Source organism: Nakamurella sp. A5-74, assembly GCF_040438885.1.
In the GTDB taxonomy this organism is placed as follows: Bacteria; Actinomycetota; Actinomycetes; order Mycobacteriales; family Nakamurellaceae; genus Nakamurella.
Genome location: NZ_CP159218.1, coordinates 1,942,487 through 1,965,970 on the forward strand (window position 1 = coordinate 1,942,487; position 23,484 = coordinate 1,965,970).

The following is a 23,484-nucleotide window of genomic DNA, read 5'->3' on the forward strand; positions in this document are numbered from 1 at the left end:
CGCCGTCATGGCATCGGTCCGCCGCGCGCGTCCGGTGCGCTCGCCGATGTCCACGGTATCGGGTGACGCGGGCGTGACCCCTCGCCCGATCCGGTCGCCGCGTCGGATACCGTTGTCCACTGTGAACGTCCTCGAGGTTCTTGCGGTCTTCGTCGGAATCCCCGCGGTCATCTACGGGTCGATCGCAGCCCTGACCTTGCTGCCCGGCCGGTCGGCCGAGCGGGTCAGGTACCGCCCGGGTGAGCCGTGGGACCATGCCCCCCAGTGGTGGGCAGGAGAGACCGCGGTGCAGATCCCGAGTGAAGCTGCCGCGGCAGGCGCGAAGAGAGGTGGAGCTCGTGGCTCATGGTGAGGTAGCCGTCCCCGAGCAGTCCTCCCAGACTGTCGCACCCTGGAAGGCGCCGTCCGTCGGTCCCGTCGGGGCCTCGGCCACCGGCCTCGACGCATCACAGCTCAACCTGCTGGACGAGGTGATCCACGCTGCGGAGTTGACGACCGGCCTGCGTTTCTCGGTCTATCTGGGAGATCTCGGCGTCGACACCCGCGCGTCCGCCGATTCCCTGATCACTGCCCTCGGTGCCGAGTCCCCGGTCGCGGTGGTGCTCGCCGTGTCGCCCGGACAACGGGTGGTGGAGATCGTCACCGGCGAGGAGTCCGCGCGTCGGATCTCCGACCGCAGCGCGCGGCTGGCCGCACTCTCCACGATCGCCGCGGCCTCCGAGGGTGATCTCATCGGTGCTTTGGTGAACGGCGTGCGGACGCTCGCCGACCAGGCCGGAACGCTCCCGGAGCGCTCCGGCTGGTAGTCGGGCGTCGAGGGGATCTCGACGCGCTCGTCCCTCGCTTGCTCGATCAGCGAAAAGTACGGTGGTAGAGCGAGGTAGGGTGCGCCGGTCCTGGCCGAAAGTACGGTGGTCGAGCGGCGAAGGAGTCGAGACCCCGTTGTGGATCAACAGGGTATCGACGCACTCCGTTCGCTCGACCAGCGTCGATCAGCCGGCGGCAGCGTCCGCCTGACGCGCAGCGAACGCTCGCTGCAGGCCGGCTCGACCTTCCGACACCAGCCGTTTCAGGGACGCGGGGTGCTCACCCTGCTCCCAGGCGAGTGCCCGGTCGATGGTGGCCGGCGAGATCGCCCATCGCGGGAACAGCCCGTTGGCGACCTTCTGGGCCACTTCGGAGGAGCGTCGCTCCCAGACGTCGGCGATCTGGTCGAAGAACGGCTCGACGAACGGCCCCAGCAGGGCGACCTGCGAAGGATGGACGAAACCGCCGATCACCGCGTCCTGCAAGGCATTCGCCAGACCGTCGTCGTTGACCAACCGGTCCCAGACGTCCGCCTTGCCGTCCGGCAGCAGAGCAGTGAGCCCCATCGCCCGCCGCTCACCGGACGCGGTGGAGTCCTCGGTCCGGGCAGCGGCGATCTCGTCCGCGCCGGCCCGCCCGTGGGCGACCTGAGGGGCCAGCAGGGTCCACGACATGTCGGTGTCGACCGCGAGGCCGGGCAACGGTGCGGAGCCGTCCCGCCAGCCGGCGATCACCGCAAGGGTGTCGGGGCTGAGCCGGGTCGAGGCCAGCGCACTGACCAGGGCCAGCTGCGCGTCGCTGCCGGAAGCCGCATCGCGGGTGAGAGCCAGCAGGGCAGCCTCGGTGTCGGGGTATCCCTTGGTTTCCGCCCACGCGGGGTCGGCATAGGAACCCAGCGCTGCGGCGATCTGTTGCAGAACGCGTTGCAGGACACCGATCTCGGTCTCCGACGGCAGCCCCCGCAGGGCGAGCTGGATGAAATCACGGGCCGGCAGCAGCGCGTCGCGGGTCATCTCCCAGACCGCCGACCAGATGAGCGTGCGGGGGAGTGAATCCTGGAAGTCGCCGATGCGCTCGACCGCGACCCGCAGCGAATCGGGATCCAGACGCAGTTTGCAGTACGTGAGGTCCTCGTCGTTGACGAGCACCAGCTCGCCGCGGTGCTCGCCGACCAGCTCGGGGACGTCGGTGAGCTCACCCACAACGTCGAGCTCGATCGCCTTGCGCCGCACCAACTTTCCATCCTGATCCGCGTAGACACCGACGCCCAACCGATGCGGCCGAAGCTCACCGGCGCCGGGTGCTGCACCCTCCTGGCGGATCGCGAAGCGGGTGAATCGACCGGCGGAGTCGACGTCGAAATCGGCCGAGAGGGTGTTCAGCCCGGTGGTCGTCAGCCAGGCGTCCGACCACGACGACAGGTCCCGGCCGGAGGTCTCCTCCAGCGCTGCCAGCAGATCGGCCAGCGTGGCGTTGCCGAAGGCATGGGCGGCGAAGTATGTCCGGAGACCGGCCAGGAATTCGTCGTACCCGACGTACGCGGCCAGCTGCTTGAGCACCGAGGCGCCCTTGGCATAGGTGATGCCGTCGAAGTTGACCTCGACGGCCTGCAGATCGACCATGTCGGCAGCGATCGGGTGCGTCGAGGGCAGCTGGTCCTGCACGTACGCCCACGACTTCTCGACGTTGGCGAAGGTGGTCCAGACGCTGTCGTACTCGGTGGCCGCGTTCTGGGCAACGACCGACGCCCAGGTGGCGAAGGACTCGTTGAGCCACAGGTCGTCCCACCACTTCATGGTGACGAGATCGCCGAACCACATGTGCGCCATCTCGTGCAGGATCGTCTCGCAGCGCCGCTCGTAGTGGTAGCGCGTCACCTTGGACCTGAAGACGTACTCCTCGCGGAAGGTGACCGCACCGGCGTTCTCCATCGCGCCGGCGTTGAACTCGGGCACGAAGAGCTGGTCGTACTTGCCGAACGGGTAGCGGACACCGAACGCGGAGTGGAAGAAGTCGAAACCCTGCTTGGTCTCGGTGAACAACCGGTCGGCGTCCAGGTACTGCGCGAGGCTGCTCCGACAGAAGATGCCGAGGTCGATGCCGTCGTGATGGTCGTGGACGACGTGGTACGGCCCGGCCACCAGCGCGGTGATGTAGGTGCTCATCGGTTCGGTGGTGAGGAACTCGTGCCGCCGGCCGCCGGTGGGATCGTCCTCGATCGACGCGGTCGCACCGCCGGTGACGACCTCCCAGCCCACCGGAGCCAGCACACCGACGGAGAAGGTGGCCTTGAGGTCGGGCTGATCGAAGCAGGCGTACATCCGCTTCGCGTCAGCGGTCTCGAACTGCGAGTACAGATAGGCGGAGGAGTCGACCGGGTCGACGAAGCGGTGCAGTCCCTCGCCGGTGTTGGTGTAGAGCCCGACGGCATCGATCTCGAGCGTGTTGTCCGTGGCCAGGTCCGGGAGCGCGAGCCCGGCGGAGTTGCTCCAACCGGAGATGTCCAACGCGCGACCGTTCAGGGTCGCGGTACGGATTCCGTCACCGACGAAGTCGACATGGGTCGTTGCCCCTGGCGTGGAGGTGAACGTGACCGTGCTGCGGGTGGCGAACGTCTTCTCGCCCGGCGCGCCCGCTCCGTCGGTGAGGTCGATCTCGAGACGGTAGTGCTGTACGCCGATGAGGGCGGAGCGATCCGCCGCCTCTCGGCGCGTGAGGTTCGGAGGCTGGTGGCCCACTCCGGTGTGGCTGCTCATGTATGTCCTTTCGCGTGACGATCCGGGAACAAACCTAGTCTCCGTACGGGTTGGCAGGGATGAGGCGGGTACTGCGCGCTGACATCGCGGTCGCCTGCCGCCCGAGCTGCGACCACAGAAGAGGACCGGATGACCACCCAGATCGACCAGGAAGCTCCCACCAGCGGCACCGACCGGCAGACCGCGACCTTCTACTTCGACCCCATCTGTCCCTTCGCCTGGGTCACCTCTCGGTGGATCCTGGAGGTCCAGAAGGTGCGCGCGGTGGACGTCGACTTCCGGGTGATGAGCCTGGCCGTGCTCAACGACGGTCGCGACCTTTCCGACAGCTACCGGGACATGATGACGAAGGCCTGGGGCCCGGTCCGGGTCGCCATCGCCATCCAGCAGCAGCACGGCGCCGAGCACCTGCTGCCCTTCTACACCGCGATCGGGACGAAGATCCACGACGAGGGACGCACCGAGGAGACCGGCGAGCGCAACTACCTGCCGTTGATCGCGGAGGCGCTCGCCGAAGTCGGTCTGCCGGCCGAGCTGATCGACGCTGCGAGCTCCACGGACTTCGACGAGGAGCTCAAGGCCAGCCACCACCGCGGTATGGACCCGGTCGGTGACGAGGTGGGCACGCCCACCATCCATTTCGGCGAGACCGCCTTCTTCGGCCCGGTCATCACCCGGATCCCACGCGGCGAGGAGGCCGGGAAGCTGTGGGACGGTACGGTCGCGATCGCGTCGTTCCCGTACTTCTTCGAGATCAAGCGCTCCCGTACGGAGGATCCGCAGTTCGACTGACCTTCTCTGAGGTACGGCTGGGCTGCTCGGAGGTACGGCTGGGCTGCTCGGAGGTACGGCTGCGCGCGCCGTGTCGACTCGGGCGCACCGCCGGCCGGCGAAGACGGCTATCGTTCGCTCGTCCAGCGGTGTGGGAGGAGTTCGGATGTCGAAGAGCACAGGCAGCGATGCCACGGCAGGCGGGGAGCAGCCGCCTCCGTTCCCCGAGGGTCTGCGCACGTCGGCCGGGCTCCCGGTGCCTCCCGACCTCGCCAGCGGTCCGGTGATCGTCGGGGTCGACGAGGCCACCACCTGCGGACGACCGTTGCGGGCGGCTGTGTTCCTCTCCTTGGCTCTGGAGCGCCCGCTGCTGTTGGTGCACGTGCGCCGCCGCAGTCTGCCGGTGATCGAGGGTTACCTGCCGGTGCCCGAGGAGACGGTCCTGGGCGAGCAGATCCAGGACGAGTTGGAGCGCGAGCTGGTCAAGGCGCTGCAGGCCTCGCATGATCTGTCCGGGGTGCGGTGGGAGCTGATGACCACGCTCGGTGACGCGGGCAGTGAGCTGGCGCGGATCGCCCGCGAACGTGACGCGGCCTGCGTGGTGGTGGGCAAACGACACACCGGTTTTGCCGAACTGCTGCACCGCATCGCGTCCGGCTCGGTGTCGCGAGCGATGGTGTCGGCGGGCCAGTGGCCGGTGCTGGTGGTTCCCTGAGCCGCAGTGGCCGCCGGGACATCGAGCAACGGGGACATGGAACAATCGCGGGATGCGCGTGCACATCGGCTCGGACCATGCCGGCTTCGAACTGAAGACCCATCTGCTGGCCGCCCTGGCGGAGGCCGGTCACGAGGTGATCGACACGGGCCCGCGCCAGTACGACCCCCAGGACGACTACCCCCCGTTCTGCCTGCAGACCGGCCGTGACGTGGTCGCCGACCCCGGCAGCCTCGGCGTGGTGATCGGCGGCAGCGGCAACGGTGAGCAGATCGCCGCCAACAAGGTCGCCGGAGTCCGTGCAGCGCTGGCCTGGTCGGTCGAGACCGCGCAGCTCGCGCGCGAGCACAACGACGCGAACGTCATCTCGATCGGCGCCCGGATGCACGACGAGCAGACTGCGACGGAACTGGTGCTGACGTTCGTGCGTACCGCGTTCTCCGGCGATCCGCGGCACGTGCGTCGGATCGGCCTGGTTGCCGCCTACGAGGCAGACCCGCAGGACCAGGACATCCCGATCTCCTGACGCTGCTGGATCTCGCCCGACACTGCTGGGCTGCCCGACACTGCTGGGTCGCCTGACGCTGCCGGACGCTGCCGGATCTCCTCACGCCGCCGGAGCAGTCGTTCGGAGCCGGGGATGTCAGTCGCCCCGCCGGGTTCCGTCCACTGCGGGACGGGACCTGGTCCGACTCTCCTGACCGGGAGTCGTGGTGCCTTTCGTGGGAAGGGGCTCCGGCGGACGGTAGTGCCTGCGCACGATCACCAGCTCGGCCTCGGCCGCCGCCAGGTCCGCGGGGCCGGGAGCAGCCCAGTCGCGGGCGCGCATGGCCTCCGCGGAGGGGACTTGGGTGGAGCGGTTGCCCTCCAACCCGTGCAGACCACGTTCACTCGACGGCCGACGTCCCCGCGGCGGCTCGGGGGAAAGTTTCGCACCGGCGACCTTCGTTTCCGCGACTTTCGCCGCGGACTCCGCGGCCAGTCGCTCGGAACGGTTGCGGCGCTTCTTGTCCCGCCGCCGATCCGCCCTCGCCACCGGGTCGGACGCTGCTGTTGAGTCGGACGCTGCTGTTGGGTCGGACGCTGCTGTTGGGTCGGACGCTGCTGTTGGATCGGCTGCCTCTGCTGCCGGCTCGGGTGCCGCAGCGGTCATCGACAAGTGTTCCGGGTCGGGTGTCGGCCCCTGCCGGTCCAGGCCGGCGATCGGTGGACCGGCAGGTCGACTGGCGGCCCGGCGGCGCCGACGAACCCGGTGCCCCTGGTCGGGAGTGGAGTCGCCCGCGGGCAGTTGGCCCGCGGGCAGTCCGTCTCCCGACGGTCCGTCCGAACCGGAGCCGGTCACAGTCGCTTCCGCACTCAGTGGCTGGCAGCCGCGACCGCGGGCCCCTGGCCGATGTCGTCCAGCATCGCGGTGAACCACGGCGCCGACAGGTCGAAGGCCTTGCCGCCCTTGATCCGCTCGAACTCGATGGCGCGCAGGCGATCTCCCTGTTCCTCGTCGTGCCCGATCACCCCGGACTCGCCGCGCAGCGCGCACTCGACGGCCAGGTCGGTCATCGACTTGATGAGCCGCAGGTCTTCGGTGTTCGCCGGCGCCGAGCGCGCGTAGTAGCCGGACTTCTGCACCAACACCTTCTCGGCACCCAACTTCTCCGCGAACTGCTTCGCGAACCAGGCACCGGGGTTGATCTCGTCCAGCCGGACGTGCCCGAATGCATCCCGGCGCACTTCGGCGCCGGAGTTCTCGAGCTCGGAGACGATCGTGTCAACGCCCGCACCCTCGGACAGGAAGATCGTGACGTTGCCGACGGTGTCCATCACCTCACTCAGGCGGGCGGCTTCGGACTCGATGTCGAATCGGGCCTCGGGCACGTAGACCGCGTGCACGTCCCACGCTTCGCGGGACAATCCGATGGCGGGCAACCATTCCTGGCTGTCCAGCCAGGTGCGGTACTCGGCCGCAGTGGCAGCGGTCAGCCAGCCGCAGTGCCTGCCCATCACCTCGTGCACGATGAGCATCCGGCCACCGACATTGTGTTCTGCCAACACGTTCCGCGAGAACTTCGCGCCCTCCTCGGCCGCGGTCCAGGCGCCGAGCGACTGCCGGATCGGGATCACATCGTTGTCGATCGTCTTGGGGAGCCCGACAACGGTCAGCTCGTAGCCGCCCGAGTGCAGGAACTTCGCCAGATCGGCCGCGGTGGTGTTGGTGTCGTCACCGCCGATGGTGTGCAGCACGTCGACACCGTCCTCGGTCAGCCGGCCGGCGGCCACCGCGAGCGGATCGTCACCCTCGGCGACCAGCCCGCGCTTCACCAGATCCTTGACGTTGGTGAGCTTCACCCGGGAGTTGCCGAGCGGGGACCCGCCGAACGAATGCAACACACCGGCCCGTGCCCGCACCTCGGGGGTGACGGTGACACTGTCGCCGGACAGCAGTCCCTGGTAGCCGTGCTTGTACGCGATGATCTCGACGTCCGGGGCGATCTCGGAGTAGCGCTCGATCAGGCCGCCGACCGCGGACGACAGACAGGGCGCGTAGCCACCGGCGGTGAGCAGGGCGACCCTGCGGACGGGACGTGCTGAGGTCTGGGCAGCGGACTGCGAATCAGGCATGGGGCCCAGCCTAAACGGCTGCGATCACCCGGTTCCGTCGGACCGCGTGCGGGGGAGTCGACCCCGGGTGACGGCCAGGTACAGGCCGCCCCCGAGCAGGGCCCAGAAAGCCGGGCCGATGCCGGCGACGGTGATACCGGAGGCGCCGATGAGGAACGCCACCGCAGCGGCGTCCCGGTGGTCGACGTCGCCCAGCGCCGAGCGGGCAGCACCGGCGAAGGCGCCGATCAGCGCCAGGCCCGCGATGGTCTCCATCAGCCCCGCCGGCGCCGCGCCGGCGGCGGCAGTGATCCCGGCCGCCAACGGACCGAACGCGGTGTAGACCACCCCGGCAGCAACCCCGGCGACCCACCGGCGGGACGGATCCGGGTGAGCCTGCGGACCCGCAGCCAACGCCGCGGAGATCGCTGCGAAGTTGATCGTGTGCCCACCCAGGAACGCCGTTCCGACCGACGTCGCGCCGGTGTAGAGCAGCACGGGTGCAACCGGGGCCTGGTACCCGAACGACTTCAGCACTGCGATCCCAGGGATGTTCTGGCTCGTCATGGTGACCAGGAACAGCGGCACACCCAGCGCAAGGATCGCCACCGGATCCCAGGCAGGCGTGACGATCTCGACCACCGGGGTCAGCGACCCCGCCGGCAGGTGGGCGAACGCCCCGGAGACGACCATCACCACGACAGCCGCCGCGAGCGCTCCGGGAACTGCCCAGCGGGGCGCGAACCTGACCAGCAGCAACCAGACGGCGATCACCGGAAGGATCGCTCCCGGGGAGGCAACCGCCGCCCGGAACGGGGCGACGCAGAGTGTGAGCAGTACGCCGGCGAGCATCGCGTTCGCCAACGCCAGCGGGATCCGGGCGATCAGCCCTCCCAACGGCCGGATCGCGCCACAGGCGATCACCAGTACGGCGGCGACCACGAACGCGCCCACTGCTCCGCGGAAGCCCAGCGCCGGGGTCGCGGCGCCGGCGAGCAGCGCTGCCCCTGGCGTCGACCACGCCATCGTGATCGGCATCCGGAACCGCCGGGAGAAGACCGCCGATCCGATTCCCATCGCGATCGAGAGCGCCAGCAGACCCGAACTCGCCTGCGCCGAGGTGGCACCGACGGCGCGCAGGCCGGCGAGCACGACGGCGAAGGAACTGGTGAAGCCGACGACAGCGGTGACCACCCCCGCGGTGATCGCGGTCGTCAGGCCCGAGCCGGTTGGCGTGGAGTCGACGGCGGGGCGCGGAGTGCTGGCCATTCCCAGAGGGTGACAGAACGTCGTACGGCTGCTGCAGCCGCCCCGCTGCCCGATGTGTGCCGTTCCGGGCAGCGCCCGAACGTGCAAGCACCCGTCCGATCCGCACTCAGAGATCGATCTCTTCGCGACGCTCCGAAAGCGTGTGACGGCAGGGTTACGGAATCGTTACCCCATTCGAGGCCCGAGGGCTTGCAAAAGCGCGTTGAAAACGTTTTCGTACAGGGGTGCGCTGTGAAGTGGTTCACAGGCACCCCGGTGTGCAGTGCCGGAACTGTGCAGGACCGGAACAACGACGTCCCAGAGAGGCTCCATGCCCATGATTCGACACCGTCGCGCACTGGCGCTGGTGGGGGCCGCTGCCACCGCCGCGCTCGTCCTCAGCGCCTGCGGCAGCAGCACTACGCCGCCCGCCGCCAGCAACACCCCCGCTCCGTCCACGGCCGCGCCGACCTCGGACAGCAGCTCGTCCGCCTCGCCCAGCTCGTCGGAGAGCAGCACCTCGGAGACCTCGGGCTCGGAGACCTCGAGCTCGGAAACCTCGAGCTCGGAAACCTCGGGCTCTGAGCCCTCCAGCTCGAAGCCGTCTGGCAGCGAGAGCGGCTCCAGCTCAGGAGCCGCCCCCGTCGAGAGCGATGACGCCACCTGGTGCGACACCGCCAAGTCCTTCGGTGACATCAAGGGCAAGTCGGTCTCCGTCTACTCCTCGATCGTCGGCGCCGAGCAGACTGGTTTGCAGAAGTCCTGGGCCGATTTCACCGACTGCACCGGAGCCACCGTCGCCTACACCGGCGACAAGAACTTCGAGAAGCAGGTCGTGCAGAAGGCCCAGGCCGGCAACCCCTCCGACATCGCCTTCGTACCGCAGCCGGGCCTGCTCGCCTCGCTGGTCGCGACCGGCAAGGTCGTTGCTCCGCCGTCGCAGGTCGTCGACAACGTCACCAAGTACTGGGACGCGGGCTGGAAGGTCAACGGCTCGGTCAAGGACACGTTCTACGCCGCACCGCTCGGCGCCAACATCAAGTCGCTGGTCTGGTACTCGCCGAAGATGTTCGCGGCCAAGGGATACACCGTCCCGACGACGTGGGACGACATGGTCGCGCTCTCCGACAAGATTGCTGCTGACGCCGACGGTGTCAAGCCGTGGTGTGCCGGCGTCGAGTCCGGGAACGCCACCGGCTGGACCGCCACCGACTGGCTCGAGGAGGTCGTGCTCCGCAACAACGGACCCGACGTCTACGACCAGTGGGTCAAGCACGACGTGAAGTTCGCCGATCCGATGATCGCGGACTCGCTGGCCAAGGTCGGCGCCATCTGGAAGAACGAGAAGTACGTCAACGCCGGTATCGGCGACGTCTCCTCGATCGCGACCACCAACTTCGCCGATGCAGGGTTCCCGATCCAGTCGCAGCAGTGCTACATGATGCAGCAGGCCAGCTTCTACGCATCGAACTGGAAGGACAACCCCGACATCTCGGAGAACGGTGACATCTACGCCTTCTACCTGCCGACGATGAGCGACAAGTTCGGGACTCCGGTCGAGGTCGGCGGCGAGTTCACCGCTGCCTTCGCCAGCCGTCCCGAGGTGCAGGCATTCCAGTACTACCTGTCGACCGCCCACTGGGCCAACAACCAGTCCAAGGCGATCGCCTCGCGCGTCTCGGCCAACAAGGGTCTCGACGTCGCGAACGTCCAGGGCGCGATCAACAAGCTGTCGGTCAGCATCCTGCAGGACCCGGCAGCGGTCTCCCGCTTCGACGCCTCCGACCTGATGCCGGCAGCTGTCGGCTCCGGTGCCGAGTGGCAGGCCCTGACGGCATGGCTCACGGGCACCGAGGACGCGGACACCCTCGCGGCCATCGACGGAGCGTGGCCGACGAGCTGATCCAGCAGTACCGGGAGTACGTGCAGTAGGTGGGGCTCGCCCCACACGCAGTTCGTAGGACGGTGGCGGGGTCGGGAGCATGCTCCCGACCCCGCCACTACCACCCCGTCGAGTCCTGGCTAGCGGTCGGTCGCCGAACAGGCGGTCGCCGTGGAGAAGAGTGAGCGGTGACGGAAGTTCAGGACCGGGCCCCGAGCCCGGTGCAAGGCCGCGCCCCGCGGCCGGCCAACAAGACCAAGGAAACCAGCTGGGGGGCCCCGCTGATCTGGGGGATCATCGGGCTCGTCATCGTCGGCGGCATCTGGCTGGGTTGGTCGCCGCTCAAGCAGGGATCCTCACCGATCCTGTACGACAACGCCAAGAATCCTGGCTGGATCTCTCGGATGTTGTTCCAGCCGACCACCCTGGGTCAGAAGCTGCTGGTGATGGTGGTCGCCATCGCGCTGTTCCTGGCCATCATGGGCCTCATCCTGTGGCTGATCGACCGGCCCAAGATCCCCACCGGCGTGGTGCTGGCCGGCTTCCTCGGCCCGGTCGTCATCTTCCTGTCGATCGGCCTGCTGTGGTCGGGAATCAAGACGGTCATCCAGTCGTTCCAGAAGTTCGACGACGCCGGTGCCGCCAATGGTTTCGTCGGCCTCGACAACTACGCCAAGGTCTTCACCGGCCAGAACACCCAGGTACTGATCAACTCGGTGCTCTGGATCTTCCTGGTGCCGCTGTTCGCGGTCGCGTTCGGCCTGCTCTATGCGGTGCTGGTCGATCGAACCCGTTTCGAGGCGGTGGCCAAGAGCCTGATCTTCCTGCCGACCGCCATCTCGATGGTCGCCTCCGGCATCATCTGGCGCTACGTGTACCTGGCGCCGGCTCCGTCCGGCAAGGATCAGATCGGCCTGGCCAACGCGCTCGTCCACCTGGTCGGTGGGACGCCGCAGAACTGGATCACCAAGGCGCCGCTGGGTACCTTCGCGCTGATCATCGTGATGGTCTGGATCCAGACCGGGTTCGCCATGACGGTGCTGTCGGCAGCGCTCAAGGCTGTGCCGGACGACATCATCGAGGCGGCCCGCATCGACGGGGCCACCGGCCCCCGGCTGTTCTTCTCGGTGATGCTGCCCAGCATCCGTCCGACGGTCGTGGTGGTGCTCACCACGGTGGCCATCGCGTCGCTCAAGACGTTCGACATCGTCAACGTGATGGGCGGCAACCTGCCCAAGAACAACATCCTGGCCAACGCGTTCTACAACGCGCTGGTCGTCCGGCAGAACGGTCTGGCCGGGGCGTTCGCCGTCGTCATCTTCATCATCGTGACCCCGGTGATCATCTTCAACGTCCGCCAGATGAAGAAAGCCGAGGAGAACCGATGACCGCCGTCGTGGCCCCCGTGCCTGCGCCCGAGCTGCAGCTCAGCGCCCGCAAGCTCAAGGCGCAGCAGCGCGCGTCCGACGCCAAGACCAAGCTCAGCTCCCCCTGGGCTTCCGGGCTCGCGATCCTGATCGCGATCCTCTGGACGGTGCCGACCTTCGGTCTGCTGATCAACTCCACCCGCTCGGATCCGGCCCCCCAGCAGTCCGGGTTCTGGAACTTCTGGAACGGCAGTACCTCTTTCACGCTGGGGAACTACGGCACGGCGTGGAGCGGCAACGGGGGCACGCCGTTGTACGACTTCATCATCAACTCGGTCGTCATCACGCTGCCCGCGGTGTTCATCCCGATCACCCTGGCGCTGTTGGCCGCGTACGCGTTCGCCTGGATCCCGTTCCGCGGCAAGAACATCCTGTTCATCGCCGTGTTCGTGATGCAGGTCGTGCCGATCCAGGTGGCACTGCTGCCGCTCTTGACGGTCTACGTGAAGGTCGGCCTGACCAACTCGTTCTGGTCGATCTGGTTGTCGCACACCATCTTCGGTCTCCCGCTGGCGATCTTCCTGCTGCACAACTTCATGAAGGAGATCCCACCGTCGCTGATCGAGGCGGCCCGCGTCGACGGCGCCGGGCACGTCAAGATCTTCCTGAAGGTGCTGCTCCCGCTGCTGGTGCCGGCGATCGCTTCGTTCGCGATCTTCCAGTTCCTCTGGGTGTGGAACGACCTGTTGGTCGCGCTCACCTTCTCCGGGGAGAACACGGCGCCGATCACCCAGGGCATCCAGGGCCTGACGACTCAGTTCGGTTCGGGCGGCAGCACCATCCTCCCGCCGGCCGCGATCCTGGCCATGCTGGTACCGCTGGCGGTGTTCCTCTCCCTGCAGAGATTCTTCGTCCGTGGTCTGCTCGCCGGGTCCGTCAAGGGCTGAGCCACCCGCTGGACGCTGCAGTGGCAGTCGCATCGGAGCGACAACAAGTGAGAGGCCGGTCGTGACAGGGATTCTCGATGTGGCACGAGCCGCGCGGGTCTCCCCGGCAACGGTGTCCCGTGCGCTGAGAGGCCTCCCGGGAGTGTCCGACGCGACCCGGACACAGGTGCAGGAAGCGGCTGCGCGACTCGGGTATTCCGCGTCGCCGGCCGCTTCTTCCCTGTCGAGCGGGCGCACGAACACCATCGGCGTGATCGCACCCTGGGTGACCCGCTGGTACTTCACCGCCCTGATCGACGGGGTGAACTCGGTCGTGTCGCCGAGTGGTTTCGACATGTTGCTGTTCGGGACGGACACCGACCAGCAGGTGAGCGCCGCCAAACTCAGCACCATGACGAAACGGGTCGACGGCCTGGTGGTGCTCTGTCTCCCGGAGCTCGCCCACCAGGCCTCCGCGCTCGCCCAACCGCCGAAGGTGGTGCTGGTCGGCGCCACCCCGCCGGACCTGGTGACCGTTGCCATCGACGACGGGGAGGTCGGCCGGCTCGCCGGGCGGCACCTGATTGCCCTCGGACATCGCCGGATCGGGTACGTGGGCATGGAGACGGTGAGCCCGCGCATCCTGCCGGTCGCCCAGGTGCGACATCGGGGTCTGCTGGAGGTCATGGGGCAGGCGGGGCTGACGATGGACTCCGGCGACGTCATCAGCTGTGAACTGTCGGTGGCCGGCGGTGAGGCGTCGGCCGAAGCACTGTGCGCGCGCGCCGACCGACCGACCGCCGTGGTGGCCGTCAGCGACGAGATCGCGATGGGCCTGATCCACCGGCTGCGGTTGCTCGGCGTCCGGGTTCCCGAGGACATTTCGGTGGTCGGTGTGGACGGCCACGAGATGTCGAGGGTGTTCGGCCTGACCACCGTCGTCCAGCCGGTCCGGGAACAGGGTGCGATCGCCGTGCGGCTGCTGATGGATGCCCTGGCCGGAGCGGCGACCGAGTCGGTCCTGACGCCCGTCACGCTCGCGGTCCGTAGTACGACTGCGCCGCCGTCCATCCCTGCCGGTGCGTCGAACCGCACCCACCGGACCGGCGTCCGCCACTGAGACAGGTCGCGATCTGACGAATCTCGTCTCTACTCGTCCCTCGGTCGCTCGATCACCGTGGGGACGACGATGGGCCCCGGACCTGGCGGCCCGGGCCCATCGTTTCGTCGGGGTGACAGGATTTGAACCTGCGACCTTCCGCTCCCAAAGCGGACGCGCTACCAACCTGCGCCACACCCCGATACCGCACTGCGTGTTGCTGTACTGACCTGCGGGTCGGCTTGCACCGCCCGCCCGGCTGGGCTGTCCCGCTCGACCCGCGCGGCATGGTGGCGTGCCGAGTCGGGCTAAGATGGTCGGGCACTTCCAATGCGGACCACCCCGCTGCGGAGAGCAACGCGGATGTAGCTCAATGGTAGAGCCTCAGTTTTCCAAACTGATGACGCGGGTTCGATACCCGTCATCCGCTCCGACCGTCATCTCGAGCCCGGCCCGCCCGGACCCGAGCGTGGCGTCGCGGTGCGCGAGCACCACAGGCCTGCCGCACGACGGCGGGCGACACAGGCACATCGCATCCCCCCGAGGAGACATCAGCGTGAAGAGCAGCGTCGAGCACCTGAACCCCACCAGGGTGAAGTTGACCGTGGAGGTGCCGTTCTCGGAGCTCGATCCGCAGTTCGACGCCGCCTACAAGGCGATGGCCGGGCAGGTGAACATCCCCGGCTTCCGCAAGGGCAAGGTCCCGCCGAAGATCCTGGAATCCCGCATCGGTCGCGGCGCGATCCTGTCCGAGGTCGTGAACGACGCGATCCCGACCAAGTACGGCGAGGCCGTCGAGGCCAACAACCTCACCCCCCTCGGTCAGCCGGACATCGAGGTGACCAAGCTCGAGGACAAGGTGACGCTCGAGTTCACCGCCGAGGTCGACGTGCGGCCGGAGATCACGCTGCCGGCGATCAACGAGATCACCGTGACTGTCGACGACATCTCGATCACCGATGACGACGTCGAAGAGCAGGTCACCGCGCTGCGCGAACGGTTCGCAGCGAACCGTCCGGTCGAGCGTGCAGCCGCGGACGGCGACCTGATCTCCATCGACCTGCGAGCAGCCGTCGACGGCGCCGAGATCGCCGACGCGTCCGCCGACGACCTGTCGTACACGGTCGGTACCGGCGACCTGGTCGAGGGGATCGACGAGGCTGTCACCGGCCTGTCGGCGGGGGACAGCACGACCTTCACCACCAAGCTGGTCGCCGGCGAGTACGACGGCCAGGACGCCGATGTCACCGTCACCGTCAAGAAGGTCTCCGAGCGCGAACTGCCCGAGGTGGACGACGAGTTCGCCCAGCTGGCCAGCGAGTTCGACAACGTCGACGAGATGCGCGCCGACCTGCGCGAACGCATCACCCGCGTCCGGAAGATGAGCCAGGGTGCGGATGCCCGCGACAAGGTTCTCGAGGCCCTCGTCGCGATCACCGAGATCCCGGTGCCTTCGATGGTGCTCGAAGCCGAGATCGAGGCGCGCGCACATGACGCAGTGCACTCCTTCGACCACAACGAGGAAGCGCTCACGGCGCACATCGAGTCAGAGGGCAAGACCCGCGAGGAGTTCGACGAGGAGATCCGCGAGGCCTCCGTCGAAGCCGTCAAGACGCAGCTGCTGCTCGACAAACTGGCCGAGGTCACCGAGGTCGGTGTCAGCCAGGAGGAGTTCACCCAGCGGATCCTGTACAACGCGCAGCGCTTCGGCCTGTCGCCCGACGAGTACTTCCAGCGTCTGCAGGAGGCCAACCAGCTCGGCTCGATCTTCGCCGACGTGCGTCGCGGCAAGGCCCTGGCCGTCGCTGTGTCCCAGGCGACGATCACCGACGCCTCCGGCAACGCCCTCGACATCGACGAGCTGTTCGGCGTCGAGGACGTCGAGGACGAGCGCGACGACGAGTCCGGTGTCGAGGTCGACGAGGACGGGATCGTGACGGTGGACGCCGACACCGAGACCGACACCGCCGATGCAGCCGACAGCGAGGCCGACGAGAACACCTCGCTCGACAAGAGCTGACGCAGTACGACGGATCCGGGTCCGGACAGCAGGACGAGGTGCCGCACGGCGCCGGATCCCTGTCCGGGCCCTGATCTGTCTCAATGCTGGCCCGGGGATCGACCGCCGTGCTCGGACCTCACCAGGGCCGGGCCAGGATGACGGGGCAACTCACGCCGTGAGCGAACAGTGCCACCCTCGGGCATGGCCCGGGCATCGGCGTGGTTACTGTCGTGAGGAACGAGGACCCATCGCCAAGGCCGTCCACGACGGTCCCGGCGAAGCCTCAGCCGGTACCGAACCAGCACACCGAATGCAGTACCCGAGATCAGCAAGGAGCCTCAGTGACCAACCGTCATCCTCTGGCCCGCATCGAGCAGGCCGCCCCCGAGGTACTTCCCGCCGTGATGCGCGGAACGCCAGGTCTCAATCTGTCCGACTCCGTCTCCGAGCGCCTGTTGCGCGAGCGGATCATCCTGCTGGGCTCCGAGGTGCGTGACAACAACGCCAACGAGATCGTCAGCCAGCTGCTCCTGCTGGCCGCCGAGGACCACGAGAAGGACATCACCTTCTACATCAACTCACCCGGCGGCAGCGTCACCGCCGGCATGGCGATCTACGACACCATGCAGCTCATCCAGCCCGACGTCGCCACCACCGCGATGGGCCTGGCGGCGTCGATGGGTCAGTTCCTGCTCACCGCAGGGACTCCGGGCAAGCGGTCGGCGTTGCCGCATGCCCGCATCCTCATGCACCAGCCGTCCGCGGGCGTCGGCGGTACCGCCGCCGACATCGCGATCCAGGCCGACATGCTCAACCAGTCCAAGCGCGAGATGGCCGAGCTGATCGCCCATCACACCGGCCAGCCGGTCGAGCGGATCGTCGCCGATTCCGACCGCGACCGCTGGTTCACCGCGGCCGAGGCACTGGAGTACGGCTTCATCGACCGGGTGGTCAGTCGGGCCTCAGAGGCCCCGACCGAGAACTGATCGCCAGCGCCCCTTCCAGCCACGAGGAACACCATGAACACCAACGGATATCCCACGGGTGCTGCGCACGGCCGGGCCCTTGGCCTCCCGCAGTCGCGCTACATCCTGCCCTCCTTCGTCGAGCGCACCAGCTACGGCGTCAAGGAATCCAACCCGTACAACAAGCTCTTCGAGGAGCGCATCATCTTCCTCGGTGTGCAGATCGACGATGCCTCCGCCAACGACGTCATGGCCCAGCTGCTCACGCTGGAGTCCACTGATCCGGACCGCGAGATCATCATGTACATCAACTCGCCCGGTGGCTCCTTCACCTCGATGACCGCGATCTACGACACGATGCAGTTCGTCCGCCCGCACGTGCGAACGGTCTGCCTCGGTCAGGCGGCCTCCGCCGCCGCCGTGCTGCTCGCCGCGGGCAGCCCCGGCAAGCGGATGGCACTGCCGAACTCGCGGATCCTGATCCACCAACCGGCCACCGAAGGTGTCTACGGTCAGGTCTCCGATCTGGAGATCCAGGCCAAGGAGATCCAGCGGATGCGCAACACCCTCGAGGAACTGCTCGCGCGGCACTCCTCGAAGTCGGCGGAGGAGGTCCGGCTCGACATCGACCGCGACAAGATCCTCACGGCCGCTGAGGCCAAGGAGTACGGCCTCATCGACGACGTCCTGCCGTACCGCAAGATCGACAGCTGAACCACCTTCGGCGCGTTCCCGTCCCGCAGCAGCGCACGATCCGAGCTGCTCGGAGCGGGACGCGCCGGATTTGCGCTGCACATCGTCGGCCGCGCCGGATAAGCTGGGCCGACCGTCGTCCGCAGGGACAGCCCTGCGCACGGCGGGTGTTGATCCACCACCAGTGAACGAGAGGTCCCATGGCACGCATCGGTGACAGCGGCGGCGACCTGCTCAAGTGTTCGTTCTGCGGGAAGAGCCAGAAGCAGGTCCGCAAGCTCATTGCGGGACCTGGTGTCTACATCTGCGACGAGTGCATCGATCTCTGCAACGAGATCATCGAGGAAGAGCTGGCCGAGACCGGCGAGGTGAAGCTCGACGAGCTCCCGAAGCCGACCGCCATCCGCGAGTACCTCGACGAGTACGTCATCGGGCAGGAGACGGCGAAGAAGATGCTCGCCGTTGCGGTCTACAACCACTACAAGCGCATCCAGGCCGGTCCCGATCGCGGCCCGGAGCCGGTGGAACTCGCGAAGTCCAACATCCTCATGCTCGGCCCGACCGGCTGCGGAAAGACGTATCTGGCGCAGACGCTCGCGAAGATGCTCAACGTCCCGTTCGCGATCGCCGATGCCACCGCGCTGACGGAAGCCGGCTATGTCGGCGAGGACGTCGAGAACATCCTGTTGAAGTTGATCCAGGCCGCCGACTACGACGTCAAGCGGGCCGAGACGGGCATCATCTACATCGACGAGGTCGACAAGATCGCCCGCAAGTCGGAGAACCCGTCGATCACCAGGGACGTCTCGGGCGAGGGTGTCCAGCAGGCGCTGCTGAAGATCCTCGAGGGCACCCAGGCCTCCGTCCCGCCGCAAGGCGGACGCAAACACCCGCACCAGGAATTCATCCAGATCGACACGACGAACGTGCTTTTCATCGTGGCCGGCGCGTTCGCCGGGCTGGAGAAGATCATCGGCGAGCGGGTCGGCAGGCGTGGACTCGGTTTCACCGGCGAGGTGCGCAGCAAGTACGACATCGACGCGTCGGACATCTTCTCCGACGTCATGCCGGAAGACCTCATCAAGTTCGGACTGATCCCCGAGTTCATCGGTCGCCTGCCGGTGGTCGCGTCGGTGACCCACCTGGACAAGGAGTCCCTGGTCTCGATCCTCAGCGATCCGCGGGACGCGTTGACGAAGCAGTACAAGCGGCTCTTCGAGATGGACGGCGTGAAGCTGGAGTTCGAGCCCGAATCCCTGGCGGCCGTTGCCGATGAGGCGATCCTGCGGGGGACCGGAGCCCGCGGTCTGCGCGCCATCCTGGAAGAGGTCCTGATGTCGGCGATGTACGAGGTGCCCGGTCGCGACGACGTTGAGCGGGTGGTCGTCACCGAGGAGACCGTCCGGTCGAACGTGCTCCCGACCATCGTCCCGCGCCCGCCCAAGCGGACACCGCGGGAGAAGAGCGCCTGAGCCTCGGTTCCCGTACCACTGCAGAACGGCGGCCCATCCCCTCGGGGACGGGCCGCCGTTCTCGTGGAGCGTGGCGTTGCGGAGCGCCGGGGTCAGCCGACGCCGCAGGCCGACTTGATGATGTCCTGCAGGTCGTTGGCGGCATCCGTGAGCTCGGTCGCGACGTCCGCGAGCTCCGTCAGCGACTTGCCCACCAGCTTGTCGGAGAGCTCCTTGAGCTTCGTGTAGTTCGCCTGGGCGGACTCCGGCAGTGCCGCCTGGACCTTGTCGGTGAAAACCCCGTCGACGTCCTGCTGCGTGATCGGACCGCTCTGGATCTTCTGCAACATCGTGGCGAACGCCGTCGCGAAGTCCGTCACGGCCTTGCACGTGTCGAGGTCGACGCTGCCGGTGCTGCGCGTGGTCTCTCCGGCCGTGGACTCACCGGTGGTCTCTGCCGGGGTGGTCTCTGCCGGGGTGGTCTCTGCCGGGGTGGTCTCGGCCGGGGTGGTCTCTGCCGGGGTGGTCTCTGTGCCGCTCGTGTCGGCGGCGGTGGGTTTCGCACCCGTCGAGATGTCGGACGGCGCGATCGGGCCGGCGCTGGTCTGGCCGACACCCACTCCACCGACAGCGGAGCCCTGCACGGTACTCCCGCAGGCGGAGAGTGCGGTGAGGGCGATCGCGGTCAGCGACGCCAGTACGAATCTGTTCTTCATCGGGTCTCCCGGTTGGTGGCCGATCGGCGGTGGCCTGGATCGTTGTCGTGCTGCTGCGCGGACGATCTGGCCCACAGCATCTCATCCGCGGACCCCGCTGCGGTGCGATACCGGCCTGGCACTCGGGACCAGTCAGCGCGGCTCGCTGTCCGTGAGCCCCCAGGTGGTCGCCAGGAGCTCGAGCGAGTGCCGGCGGACCGCCGCGCCGTGCGCGCGGGTCGACACCATCACCTCGTCGACCCCGAACCGCTCGACCAGCGCCGTGATGCCACCGGCGACCTGCTCCGCGGTACCGATCTCGTCCGTGGCGGACATGGCGTCCACCAGATCCTGCTCGGCGGGCGAGTACGGGTACTCCGCCGCCTGCTCAGCGGTCGGCATCGCCTGCAGCCGACCCGATCGCAACAGCAGCATCGACAGGGCGCCGGCTCGCGCCTCGTAGAACGCCTGCTCCTCGGTGTCCGCTGCCAGGGCGTTGACGCCGATCATCGACCACGGTGCGTCCAGCACATCGGACGGCCGGAAGGTATCGCGATAGATCTGCAGGGCGTACTCGGTGTTGCCGCCGGCTCCGGCGAAGTGATGGGCGAAGGCGAACGGCAGGCCGAGTTTCGCCGCCAGCCGGGCCGAGAAGTCGGAGGACCCGAGCAGCCAGACCGGGACGTCCGTCATCGGGGTCGCCTTGATCGCGGCGAACGGATGATCGGTCGGGAAATCCTGACGCAGGAAGTGCCGGAGCTCGGCGAGTCGGTCGGGGAAGTCGTCACCCGGGTCGGAGCGGCGACGCAGCGCGAAGGTGGTCAGCTGATCGGTTCCCGGCGCTCGTCCGAGGCCGAGATCGATTCGGCCGGGATGCAGTGCGGCGAGCGTGCCGAACTGTTCGGCGACCACCAGCGGCGCGTGGTTGGGGAGCATGACGCCTCCCGAACCGAGCCGGATGCGCTCCGTCTTCGCCGCAAGATGCGCCAGCAGCACGGGGGGCGCGGAAGAGGCGACCGCCGGCATGCCGTGGTGTTCGGCGACCCAGAAGCGGTGGTAGCCGAGACGCTCGGCCAACTGCGCGGCGGCGGTCGTGTCCTGCAACGCCGCGGAGGGAGTCTGGCCCGCTCCGACCCCGGCAAGATCGAGGATCGAGACGACCGCGGGCGCTGAACCCCCTCGGGGGGCTCGGATCTGATCACGCACGGCGGGGGACTGCTGGTCGATGCTCACTCCAGGAGCAACCGGGTACCCGGGCTGGTTCTTCCCGCACCCAGCGGCGGCCGGCGGCTGGCGGGCTCCGTCGACGGCGCTACGCTCGATCCTCGTGCCCATCGTTCCCGTCATCCCTGGGAAGCCCACCAAGATCTGGATCACCGGGTCCTCCGGCGCCGGGAAGTCGACGCTGGCCGCACGACTGGCCCGTGCGCTCGGACTCCGTCACCTGGAGCTCGACGGGCTGTACCACCAGGCGAACTGGACCCCGGTCGACCGGGACGTGATGGTCCGTCAGGTCAACCACGAGCTCGCCCAGGACGGCTGGATCATCGACGGGAACTATCACTCCGTGCTCGGCACCTCGGTGGGTGAGCACTGCGAGCTCCGGATCGCCCTGGACCTGGGGACCTGGCGGGTGCTGCTCCGCCTCACCCGCCGCACCTTCGTCCGGATGGCGTCGGGCCGGGAGCTCTGGAACGGCAACACGGAGCAGTGGCGCAACCTGCTGTCCCTCGACCCTCAGGAGAACATCCTGCTGTGGGCCTGGACGAACCGCGGGAAGTATCACGCGGCTGCCCGAGAGGCCGAGGCGGCTTCCGGCGTCGCCGGCCCGAGGTGCGTGCGATTGACATCTGCCGCCCAGGTCGAGCGGTTCGTGCGGTACCTGCGTCAGGCCTGAGACGCGTCGAACGGGGTGCGCCTGATCATCCGCACCTGCAGGATGCCCTCGGAGTCCTGCCGCTCGGCTCCGTCCTGGATGAATCCCCGGTGCATGTAGAAGGCGGCCGCGCGCGGATTGTCCCGGTAGACCCACAGCGTGGCGGGGCGGTCGCCGATCGTGGCCTGCAGCAGATCATCGGCAAGGCCGCTGCCGTAGTGCTCCTGACGGATGTAGATCGCGTAGACCTCCTCCGGCACCTGCGGATTCTCGTCGCGCGACGGTCCGGAGATGGCGACGCCGATCACCTCGCCGTTCAGCTCCGCGAGCACGTTCGTTGCGGAGCCCGCCTCGATCTGTTCGCGACGTTCCTGGGCCATCTCCGCGACGTCGACCTCGGCCAGACGCTCCGGTCCCCAGAGCCCGTCGTACGCCTCGCGCCAGCACTCCAGATGACAGGCCGCGAATGCCTCGGCGTCCTCCGGACGTGCTGCACGAACTGTCCCCTGCGAAACCATGGCACCCCTGTCGGTGTCGGTCGGGAGTGGAGCAGCATCACCAGGGTCGTCGCCCCGACGACGGACGACCCGCTGCTGTCACCGCCCTGAAGGCTAGTCGTACCCGCGATGGTGCCGGACGTCGGTCAGGTCACGATCCCACGACTGCGCCACGCACCGCTCGGGCCAGGTCGACCATCCGCTCCTTGCCCGGGGTGCCGGGGTTTCCGCCACCGCCGAAGACATAGACGGTCAGGCCCGCTGCTGTGGTGCGGCACACGGTGGTCAACAAGTCGTCGTCCTGCACCTGTTTGCCCTTCGTCACCACCTGGGTCACCGTCTGCAGACACTGCACGTCACCGTCGACGACCAGGTCGAAGATGTTCGGTTGCGCCACCACTCCCAGATCTGCGGGATCGGCCTGCGGATTGGTGACGAGCCCGGACGACTCGGCTCGGACCGCGACGACGGTGAGGAAGAACTCCAGACCGGTGTTCGTGTAGGTCCGGACGCCGGCTCCTGCCCCGCTGAAAGCGGTGCGGTAGAGCTCCGCTGTCCGGGCGTAGCTGCGTGCGTACCGATCACCCACACCTGCGCCGGCCGCGTTGTTCCTGGCCTTCGTCACGCTCACCACGTCGGTCAGAGCGCTCAGGCTCTCCGGAAGGTCGACCGCGCGGGTGTCGGCTGCCGTGGTCGAGGAGTCCGAGCCGAATCGAACGATGCCGGCCAGCGCGAGACCGCCGACGACCACAGCAGCCACGAGCATGCCGACCAGTGCCCCGAAAAGGGTGTGCCGGGTCCGCGACGTCCGGGTGGGGGCGGGTTGCTGGAGAGCCTGGGATATCTGCTGTCCACCAGCATTCCAGGACGGTCCTGCGGCCCCTTGCGACCACTGCTGCGGAGCGGGCCCCGCCGGCCACTGCTGCTCAGGGTGGTCCTGGGACCACTGCGCGGGTCGGTCCTGCGGCGGGGGAACGGTCATCGGTCGTCTCCGTCTGTCGTGGCGGTCGGCTTGCTGCACGGTAGTGCCCGGGGCTGTCGTGCGAACAGATCAGGCCGACGGGTCGGCGGGTGCGTTGCCGACCAGCGATGTCCGTCCGACCAGCGGACCGGGCCTGCGGTTCCCTCGGTACCTGCGG

21 protein-coding genes and 2 tRNA genes are annotated in these 23,484 nt (G+C 68.0%); 14 read left to right on the forward strand and 9 right to left on the reverse strand.

The genetic code is table 11. The features are described from left to right. The first annotated feature begins 338 nt into the window (after positions 1 to 338). Positions 339 to 806, forward strand: a complete 468-nt coding sequence (locus tag ABLG96_RS08975) for a DUF5130 family protein (RefSeq protein WP_353650997.1) — start codon at positions 339 to 341, stop codon at positions 804 to 806. A 186-nt stretch (positions 807 to 992) separates the two neighbouring features. Here ABLG96_RS08975 and pepN read toward each other — a convergent pair whose 3' ends face one another. Then, positions 993 to 3,563 (reverse strand): aminopeptidase N, encoded by a 2,571-nt coding sequence (gene pepN / locus ABLG96_RS08980; RefSeq protein ID WP_353650998.1) that lies wholly within the window; start codon positions 3,561 to 3,563, stop codon positions 993 to 995. 129 nt (positions 3,564 to 3,692) lie between these two features. Between pepN and ABLG96_RS08985 the strand changes: the two genes are divergently transcribed. From ABLG96_RS08985 to ABLG96_RS08995, 3 genes are all read left to right on the forward strand, one after another. Then, positions 3,693 to 4,355, forward strand: coding sequence for a disulfide bond formation protein DsbA (locus tag ABLG96_RS08985; RefSeq protein ID WP_353650999.1), 663 nt, complete (start codon positions 3,693 to 3,695; stop codon positions 4,353 to 4,355). 145 nt (positions 4,356 to 4,500) lie between these two features. Then, a complete protein-coding gene (locus ABLG96_RS08990) occupies positions 4,501 to 5,049 on the forward strand; it encodes a universal stress protein (RefSeq protein WP_353651000.1) in 549 nt (182 codons plus the stop codon). A 52-nt stretch (positions 5,050 to 5,101) separates the two neighbouring features. After that, a complete protein-coding gene (locus ABLG96_RS08995; RefSeq protein WP_353651001.1) occupies positions 5,102 to 5,575 on the forward strand; it encodes a ribose-5-phosphate isomerase in 474 nt (157 codons plus the stop codon). Positions 5,576 to 5,692: 117 nt separating this feature from the next. Here ABLG96_RS08995 and ABLG96_RS09000 read toward each other — a convergent pair whose 3' ends face one another. From ABLG96_RS09000 to ABLG96_RS09010, 3 genes are all read right to left on the reverse strand, one after another. After that, positions 5,693 to 6,085, reverse strand: coding sequence for a hypothetical protein (locus ABLG96_RS09000; protein ID WP_353651002.1), 393 nt, complete (start codon positions 6,083 to 6,085; stop codon positions 5,693 to 5,695). A gap of 320 nt (positions 6,086 to 6,405) precedes the next feature. After that, positions 6,406 to 7,665 (reverse strand): pyrophosphate--fructose-6-phosphate 1-phosphotransferase, encoded by a 1,260-nt coding sequence (locus ABLG96_RS09005; protein ID WP_353651003.1) that lies wholly within the window; start codon positions 7,663 to 7,665, stop codon positions 6,406 to 6,408. Between the two features lie 24 nt (positions 7,666 to 7,689). Further along, positions 7,690 to 8,913 carry a benzoate/H(+) symporter BenE family transporter gene (locus ABLG96_RS09010; RefSeq protein WP_353651004.1) on the reverse strand — a complete coding sequence of 408 codons (1,224 nt, stop codon included), beginning with the start codon at positions 8,911 to 8,913 and terminating at the stop codon, positions 7,690 to 7,692. 310 nt (positions 8,914 to 9,223) lie between these two features. On the opposite strand from ABLG96_RS09010, the gene ABLG96_RS09015 reads away from it, so the two are divergent. The 4 genes from ABLG96_RS09015 (at position 9,224) to ABLG96_RS09030 (ending at position 14,187) form a co-directional block, all read left to right on the forward strand. Beyond that, positions 9,224 to 10,795 carry an ABC transporter substrate-binding protein gene (locus ABLG96_RS09015; RefSeq protein WP_353651005.1) on the forward strand — a complete coding sequence of 524 codons (1,572 nt, stop codon included), beginning with the start codon at positions 9,224 to 9,226 and terminating at the stop codon, positions 10,793 to 10,795. A gap of 167 nt (positions 10,796 to 10,962) precedes the next feature. Then, entirely contained in the window at positions 10,963 to 12,162 is a 1,200-nt protein-coding gene (locus ABLG96_RS09020) for a sugar ABC transporter permease (protein ID WP_353651006.1), read from the forward strand. Further along, positions 12,159 to 13,088, forward strand: a complete 930-nt coding sequence (locus tag ABLG96_RS09025) for a carbohydrate ABC transporter permease (RefSeq protein WP_353651007.1) — start codon at positions 12,159 to 12,161, stop codon at positions 13,086 to 13,088. The genes ABLG96_RS09020 and ABLG96_RS09025 overlap by 4 nt, the downstream gene beginning before the upstream one ends. 79 nt (positions 13,089 to 13,167) lie before the next feature. Beyond that, the gene (locus ABLG96_RS09030; RefSeq protein WP_353651008.1) at positions 13,168 to 14,187 is read left to right on the forward strand and encodes a LacI family DNA-binding transcriptional regulator; all 1,020 of its coding nucleotides are present in this window, start codon (positions 13,168 to 13,170) and stop codon (positions 14,185 to 14,187) included. 107 nt (positions 14,188 to 14,294) lie between these two features. Here ABLG96_RS09030 and ABLG96_RS09035 read toward each other — a convergent pair. Further along, positions 14,295 to 14,368: transfer RNA gene (locus ABLG96_RS09035), tRNA-Pro, on the reverse strand. 157 nt (positions 14,369 to 14,525) lie between these two features. Here ABLG96_RS09035 and ABLG96_RS09040 point away from each other — a divergent pair. From ABLG96_RS09040 to clpX, 5 genes are all read left to right on the forward strand, one after another. After that, a tRNA-Gly gene (locus tag ABLG96_RS09040) sits at positions 14,526 to 14,596 on the forward strand. 126 nt (positions 14,597 to 14,722) lie between these two features. After that, the gene (gene tig, locus ABLG96_RS09045; protein WP_353651009.1) at positions 14,723 to 16,186 is read left to right on the forward strand and encodes a trigger factor; all 1,464 of its coding nucleotides are present in this window, start codon (positions 14,723 to 14,725) and stop codon (positions 16,184 to 16,186) included. A gap of 350 nt (positions 16,187 to 16,536) precedes the next feature. Beyond that, positions 16,537 to 17,154, forward strand: coding sequence for an ATP-dependent Clp protease proteolytic subunit (locus tag ABLG96_RS09050; RefSeq protein ID WP_353651443.1), 618 nt, complete (start codon positions 16,537 to 16,539; stop codon positions 17,152 to 17,154). A gap of 33 nt (positions 17,155 to 17,187) precedes the next feature. Beyond that, positions 17,188 to 17,847, forward strand: a complete 660-nt coding sequence (locus tag ABLG96_RS09055; protein WP_353651010.1) for an ATP-dependent Clp protease proteolytic subunit — start codon at positions 17,188 to 17,190, stop codon at positions 17,845 to 17,847. A gap of 179 nt (positions 17,848 to 18,026) precedes the next feature. Further along, the gene (gene clpX, locus ABLG96_RS09060) at positions 18,027 to 19,298 is read left to right on the forward strand and encodes an ATP-dependent Clp protease ATP-binding subunit ClpX (protein WP_353651011.1); all 1,272 of its coding nucleotides are present in this window, start codon (positions 18,027 to 18,029) and stop codon (positions 19,296 to 19,298) included. Positions 19,299 to 19,390: 92 nt separating this feature from the next. Here clpX and ABLG96_RS09065 read toward each other — a convergent pair whose 3' ends face one another. After that, positions 19,391 to 19,993, reverse strand: a complete 603-nt coding sequence (locus ABLG96_RS09065) for a hypothetical protein (RefSeq protein WP_353651012.1) — start codon at positions 19,991 to 19,993, stop codon at positions 19,391 to 19,393. A 132-nt stretch (positions 19,994 to 20,125) separates the two neighbouring features. Next, entirely contained in the window at positions 20,126 to 21,199 is a 1,074-nt protein-coding gene (locus ABLG96_RS09070; protein ID WP_353651444.1) for an LLM class flavin-dependent oxidoreductase, read from the reverse strand. Between ABLG96_RS09070 and ABLG96_RS09075 the strand changes: the two genes are divergently transcribed. After that, positions 21,198 to 21,869, forward strand: coding sequence for an adenylyl-sulfate kinase (locus ABLG96_RS09075; RefSeq protein ID WP_353651013.1), 672 nt, complete (start codon positions 21,198 to 21,200; stop codon positions 21,867 to 21,869). The genes ABLG96_RS09070 and ABLG96_RS09075 overlap by 2 nt on opposite strands. Here the strand turns inward: ABLG96_RS09075 and ABLG96_RS09080 are convergent. Together ABLG96_RS09080 and ABLG96_RS09085 are read right to left on the reverse strand one after the other, a co-directional pair. Beyond that, a complete protein-coding gene (locus tag ABLG96_RS09080; protein WP_353651014.1) occupies positions 21,860 to 22,366 on the reverse strand; it encodes a GNAT family N-acetyltransferase in 507 nt (168 codons plus the stop codon). The genes ABLG96_RS09075 and ABLG96_RS09080 overlap by 10 nt on opposite strands. Before the next feature lie 130 nt (positions 22,367 to 22,496). Further along, positions 22,497 to 23,327 (reverse strand): hypothetical protein, encoded by an 831-nt coding sequence (locus ABLG96_RS09085; RefSeq protein WP_353651015.1) that lies wholly within the window; start codon positions 23,325 to 23,327, stop codon positions 22,497 to 22,499. Between the last annotated feature and the right edge of the window lie 157 nt (positions 23,328 to 23,484).

Coding starts and splice junctions, on each gene's coding strand:
- pepN (WP_353650998.1), bottom strand. CDS start 3,563: ATGAGCAGCCACACCGGAGTGGGCCACCAGCCTCCGAACCTCACGCGC.
- ABLG96_RS08985 (WP_353650999.1), top strand. CDS start 3,693: ATGACCACCCAGATCGACCAGGAAGCTCCCACCAGCGGCACCGACCGG.
- ABLG96_RS08990 (WP_353651000.1), top strand. CDS start 4,501: ATGTCGAAGAGCACAGGCAGCGATGCCACGGCAGGCGGGGAGCAGCCG.
- ABLG96_RS08995 (WP_353651001.1), top strand. CDS start 5,102: ATGCGCGTGCACATCGGCTCGGACCATGCCGGCTTCGAACTGAAGACC.
- ABLG96_RS09005 (WP_353651003.1), bottom strand. CDS start 7,665: ATGCCTGATTCGCAGTCCGCTGCCCAGACCTCAGCACGTCCCGTCCGC.
- ABLG96_RS09010 (WP_353651004.1), bottom strand. CDS start 8,913: ATGGCCAGCACTCCGCGCCCCGCCGTCGACTCCACGCCAACCGGCTCG.
- ABLG96_RS09015 (WP_353651005.1), top strand. CDS start 9,224: ATGCCCATGATTCGACACCGTCGCGCACTGGCGCTGGTGGGGGCCGCT.
- ABLG96_RS09025 (WP_353651007.1), top strand. CDS start 12,159: ATGACCGCCGTCGTGGCCCCCGTGCCTGCGCCCGAGCTGCAGCTCAGC.
- ABLG96_RS09055 (WP_353651010.1), top strand. CDS start 17,188: ATGAACACCAACGGATATCCCACGGGTGCTGCGCACGGCCGGGCCCTT.
- clpX (WP_353651011.1), top strand. CDS start 18,027: ATGGCACGCATCGGTGACAGCGGCGGCGACCTGCTCAAGTGTTCGTTC.
- ABLG96_RS09065 (WP_353651012.1), bottom strand. CDS start 19,993: ATGAAGAACAGATTCGTACTGGCGTCGCTGACCGCGATCGCCCTCACC.
- ABLG96_RS09075 (WP_353651013.1), top strand. CDS start 21,198: ATGCTCACTCCAGGAGCAACCGGGTACCCGGGCTGGTTCTTCCCGCAC.
- ABLG96_RS09080 (WP_353651014.1), bottom strand. CDS start 22,366: ATGGTTTCGCAGGGGACAGTTCGTGCAGCACGTCCGGAGGACGCCGAG.
- ABLG96_RS09085 (WP_353651015.1), bottom strand. CDS start 23,327: ATGACCGTTCCCCCGCCGCAGGACCGACCCGCGCAGTGGTCCCAGGAC.